5 protein-coding genes are annotated in these 4,899 nt (G+C 57.5%); all 5 read left to right on the top strand.

The annotated features are described in order from the left end of the window. Positions 1-32: 32 nt before the first annotated feature. Positions 33-1,304 (top strand): phosphopentomutase, encoded by a 1,272-nt coding sequence (locus Q1K23_RS03935; RefSeq protein ID WP_300362637.1) that lies wholly within the window; start codon positions 33-35, stop codon positions 1,302-1,304. Positions 1,305-1,372: 68 nt separating this feature from the next. Beyond that, a complete protein-coding gene (gene deoD / locus Q1K23_RS03930) occupies positions 1,373-2,083 on the top strand; it encodes a purine-nucleoside phosphorylase (protein ID WP_300362636.1) in 711 nt (236 codons plus the stop codon). A 10-nt stretch (positions 2,084-2,093) separates the two neighbouring features. Continuing rightward, positions 2,094-2,993 carry an outer membrane protein OmpK gene (locus tag Q1K23_RS03925; RefSeq protein WP_300362635.1) on the top strand — a complete coding sequence of 300 codons (900 nt, stop codon included), beginning with the start codon at positions 2,094-2,096 and terminating at the stop codon, positions 2,991-2,993. A gap of 9 nt (positions 2,994-3,002) precedes the next feature. Beyond that, complete coding sequence (deoA, locus tag Q1K23_RS03920) at positions 3,003-4,340, top strand: thymidine phosphorylase (protein WP_300362634.1); 1,338 nt, start codon at positions 3,003-3,005, stop codon at positions 4,338-4,340. Further along, positions 4,337-4,899 (top strand): hypothetical protein (locus tag Q1K23_RS03915; protein WP_300362633.1); only part of this gene is annotated, 563 nt, incomplete at its 3' end. The genes deoA and Q1K23_RS03915, both read left to right, overlap by 4 nt.

Genomic DNA, 4,899 nt, shown 5'->3' with positions numbered 1-4,899 from the left:
AGCGGCAAATGACCAATTGTGAAAGGCAGACCATGAAAAGAACCATTATACTTTTGCTTGACTCTTTCGGCATCGGCGGTGCTGAAGACGCATGCCGTTTCAGGGATGTGACGAAAGAGGGGAGGCCGTTCAACGACGACGGAGCCAATACCCTCTGCAACATCGCGGCTTTCTGTGCTGCCGGACTGGCGGAGGAGGGCCGCAGCGGCCCTTTGCACCTGCCCAACATGAACCGTTTCGGTCTCGGATTCGCTGCCAAGGAGAGCTGGGGAGGGTGTTACCCCGACGGGCTCGACGACGATGTGATCCCCGAAGCCGCCTACGGTTTCGCCGCCGAGGTCTCGACGGGCAAGGACACCTCCAGCGGCCACTGGGAGATGATGGGGGCGCCCGTCACCTTCACATGGGGCTATTTCAAAAAGAAGACCGACAGCTTTCCGCCGGAGCTGCTGGAAGCTTTTGTGAAGGAGACGGGGGTGCCGGGGTATCTGGGCAACTGTCACGCATCGGGTACGGAGATCATCAAACGGCTGGGCGAAGAGCACATGAAGACGGGCAAGCCCATCGTCTATACCTCCGCCGACAGCGTCTTTCAGATCGCCGCCCACGAGGAGACCTTCGGCCTGGAGCGACTCTACGACGTCTGCGAAAAGACGAGAAAACTGGTGGACCGCTACAACATCGCCCGGGTCATCGCCCGTCCTTTCGTCGGGGATTCGCCCGAAAACTTCCGGCGCACGGGCAACCGCCACGACTATTCGGTGGAGCCGCCGGCCGAAACGGTGCTCGACAAGATGAAAGCCGCCGGCGGGGAGGTGATCAGCGTGGGCAAGATCAAAGACATCTTCGCCGGCCGGGGCATCACGAAAGCCTATAAGGCCAACGGTATCGAGGATCTTTTCGACACTACCCTTAAAGCCCTCGAGGAGGCACCGACTGACAGGGAGGCCATCGTCTTCACCAATTTCGTCAACTTCGACGCCGACTACGGCCATCGAAGGAACATATCCGGCTACGCCGCCGCTTTAGAGTATTTCGACCGGCGCCTGCCCGAGATGGTAGCGCGGCTGAAGGAGGATGACATGCTGATCATCACGGCCGACCACGGCTGTGACCCGACCTGGTGGGGCACCGACCACACCCGAGAGCACATTCCCGTCCTGGTCTACGGCCGAAAGATCAAACCGGTCAACATCGGCAAACGCTACACCTTCGCCGACATTGGCCAGACCATCGCCTCACACCACGATCTTAGGCCCCTGCTCGTAGGCCAAAGCTTTTACGATGATATTTACAAAAAATAAAACGGCGCAACGCGCCATCCTGAATTTTTCATTATTCATTTTTAACTTTTCATTCCAAAGGAGCCAACATGCCGACCCCCCACATCAACGCCAACCCCGGAGATTTCGCCGAAACCGTCCTGCTGCCGGGTGATCCTCTGCGTGCCAAACATATCGCCGAAAACTTCATGGAGGATGCCCGACTCGTCACCGACGTGCGGAATATGTTCGGATTCACCGGCACCTACAAGGGCAAAAAAGTTTCTGTTATGGGCAGTGGGATGGGGATACCCTCCGCGTCGATCTATGCTACCGAGTTGATCACCGAATACGGTGTCAAGAATATCATCCGCGTCGGAACCTGCGGAGCCGTCAGCCGGGATATCGAGGTGCTCGACGTCATCATCGGGATGGGAGCGTGTACCGACTCCAAGGTCAACCGCATGCGCTTCAACGGTCATGATTTTGCCGCGATATGCGACTACGAACTGCTTAGAAATGCGGTCGATACAGCGGCGGAACGGGGAGTCGACGTGAAGGTGGGCAACATCTACTCTGCCGACCTCTTCTACACGCCCCAGCCCGAGATGTTCGACCTAATGGAGAAGCTGAACATTCTGGGCATCGACATGGAGGCGGCGGGGCTCTACGGCGTGGCCGCCGAGTATGGTGCGAAGGCGCTGACGATCCTGACCGTCAGCGACCATATCCGAACCGGTGTCAAGACCACTTCCGAAGAGCGCCAGACCAAATTCAACGCTATGCTCGAGATCGCTCTCGATGTTGCCGTGAAGATGTAGGGAGAGATCGATGCGAATCTGGAAAAAGTTTTTCTCGGCAAGTGCCTTGACGGCAATGGCGGTGTGGCCGCTCTGGGCAGGAGGTGCAGGAGACGCCCAGGCCGAAATCTCTGCGCAGCTTCCCGACGAAGCGGCACTGGTGGCGGTACACAAACCCAAAAAGGCGGAAAAGTCCTGGTATGTTCCCGACTTCAGCTGGTTCGATCTCAATCTCAACTATCTCGACTGGACCGACGGTACCGTCGATCGCGGTGGTGGGGCCTACGACGATTTCTGGTACGCCGAGCTTGAAGGGGGTGCCGGCTGGTCGTGGGGCGATTTCTACTTCTTTACCGACTGGGAGAATCCCGACGAGCGTTTCGATGCCGACGATGCCCCCGACGACAGTCGCTGGGTCATCAAGCCGATTTTGGATATCAACATCCCCGGTACCGAAGGGACGATGAAGAACGTCCAGATCCATATCCAGGATTACTATCTCTACGGTGACGGCTTTCTGGTGAACAATCTGGTGGTCGGTCTGGCCTACAAATATCTGGCCGATAACTTCTTCGCCCGGCCTTTCGTCGGTCTCCACTATGTCCACGACACCTTTCACGAAAGCATGTGGAACGGTTATATGGGCGGATGGGTTTTCAACTACGATTTCACCGCGTTCGAGCAGAAATTTTCGATCTCCAACTGGCATGAATTCGAGTGGGAGCGGGACGAGTCGATGTATCTCAACGACGATGGATCGAGGCAGGAGTTCGGTGACGCCTCTTCCTGGGGTGTGCAGGGGGCGCTGGCGGCATGGTGGCATGTCACCAAACATGTGACGGGCGGTATCCAGTACCGTTACGCCTGGCACAAACTGGGCAACTACAACTATCTCAACGGTCTGATCTATACGCTCAAATACAACTTCTAAAGGAAGGCCATGTTTCTACCACAGGAGATCATTCGCAAAAAACGGGACGGTGAAAGGCTCAGCCGGGACGAGATCGCGTTTTTCGTCCGGGGTATCAAAGAGGGATCGGTCTCCGAAGGGCAGATCGCGGCCTTCGCGATGGCGGTCTATTTCCAGGGGATGACGATGGAAGAACGCATCGCCCTGACCGAAGCGATGCGCGACAGCGGCGACGTGCTGGAGTGGAAAAGTCTGCATCTGCCAGGACCGGTGCTGGACAAACACTCCACCGGCGGGGTAGGGGACGTGGTGAGCCTGATGCTCGGCCCCATGGTCGCCGCGTGCGGCGGCTATGTGCCGATGATCTCCGGTCGCGGTCTGGGACATACGGGCGGTACGCTCGACAAGTTCGACGCGATTCCCGGTTACGACACGGCACCCGACAACGAACTTTTCAGAAAAGTGGTCAGGGAAGTGGGAGTGGCCATCATCGGCCAGACCGGCGAACTGGCACCGGCGGACAGACGCTTTTACGCCATCCGCGACGTGACGGCGACGGTGGAGTCGATCCCCCTCATCACCGCTTCGATCCTCTCCAAGAAACTGGCGGCGGGGCTCGAGGCGCTGGTGATGGATGTCAAGGCCGGAAGCGGCGCCTTCATGCCCGATTACGAAGGCTCCCGCGAGCTCGCCCGCAGCATCGTGGCCGTCGCCAATGGGGCAGGATGCCGCACGACGGCGCTGATCACCAACATGGACCAGGTCCTCGCCTCTAGCGCCGGCAACGCCGTGGAGGTGCGGGAGGCGGTGCGGTATCTCACCGGTGAATACCGCAACCCGAAACTTCACGAAGTGACGATGGCGCTTTGTGTGCAGATGCTGCTTCTGGGCGATCTGGCGGCGACGGAAGAGGAGGCCCGAAAGCGGCTGCAAAAGGCGCTCGATTCCGGTGAGGCGGCCGAACGGTTCTCGCGGATGGTGGCGGCACTGGGCGGACCTGCCGATTTCGTGGAGCGGTACGATGACTATCTCGAAAAAGCGCCGATCGTCCGTCCCGTCTATGCTTCGAAGGAGGGGATCGTCCAGGCGATGGACACTCGGGCTATCGGTATGGCGGTCGTCGCGATGGGAGGCGGCCGCAGAAAGCCGACCGACGCCGTCGACTACGCCGTCGGATTTACCGATTTCATCGAGATCGGAGAGAGGGCGGACGGGGATCGTCCGCTGGCCTATGTGCATGTCCGCAGCGAGGCACAGTTCGAAGAGGCGCAAAAGAGGCTGCGGGAGGCGATCGAAATCGGGGAGGGGGTCCCTGAGAAAAAACCGATGGTCTACGAAAAAATAGCACGGGAGGATGTGACATTATGAGTTTCGACTGGGTAGAGTGGCTGGGATATCTGGCGTCTGTTATCGTGCTGATCTCCCTGACGATGGCTTCCATCGTCAAACTGCGCTGGATCAATCTCTTCGGCGCACTGCTTTTTACGATCTACGGAATTCTTATCGACTCGATTCCCGTCGCATTTCTGAACTTCGGTATCGTGCTGATCAATATCTACTATCTCTATCAGTACTATACAGCGAGAGAGAAGTTCGATCTGGTCAAAGCCGATATCGATTCGGAACTCTTCGACCATTTTCTACAGACCCATAAAGAGGAGATCGAAAAGATCGTCTCCATCCCTCTGATCAAACAGTCCCAAAAAGCCCTCTATATGCTGCGAAACGATGAAATCGCCGGAATTCTCGTAGGTGATCGGGTCGGGGACATTCTCGACATCAAACTCGATTACGTCATTCCCCGCTACAGAGATTTCAAGCTGGGCGAGTACTATTTCGTCAAGCATCCGGAGTTTTTCACCAGGCGTGGGATCCGAAAGATTTTCGCCCATGCCAGGGAGGATAGCCATCGCGCCTATCTCGAGCG

This window comes from Hydrogenimonas sp., assembly GCF_029933015.1.
GTDB lineage: Bacteria > Campylobacterota > Campylobacteria > Campylobacterales > Hydrogenimonadaceae > Hydrogenimonas.
This window is presented reverse-complemented; position numbering and strand designations above follow the sequence as displayed.

Excerpts from the sequence above, each read along its gene's own strand:
- Q1K23_RS03935 (WP_300362637.1), top strand. The coding sequence starts at position 33 with ATGAAAAGAACCATTATACTTTTGCTTGACTCTTTCGGCATCGGCGGT.
- deoD (WP_300362636.1), top strand. The coding sequence starts at position 1,373 with ATGCCGACCCCCCACATCAACGCCAACCCCGGAGATTTCGCCGAAACC.
- Q1K23_RS03925 (WP_300362635.1), top strand. The coding sequence starts at position 2,094 with ATGCGAATCTGGAAAAAGTTTTTCTCGGCAAGTGCCTTGACGGCAATG.
- deoA (WP_300362634.1), top strand. The coding sequence starts at position 3,003 with ATGTTTCTACCACAGGAGATCATTCGCAAAAAACGGGACGGTGAAAGG.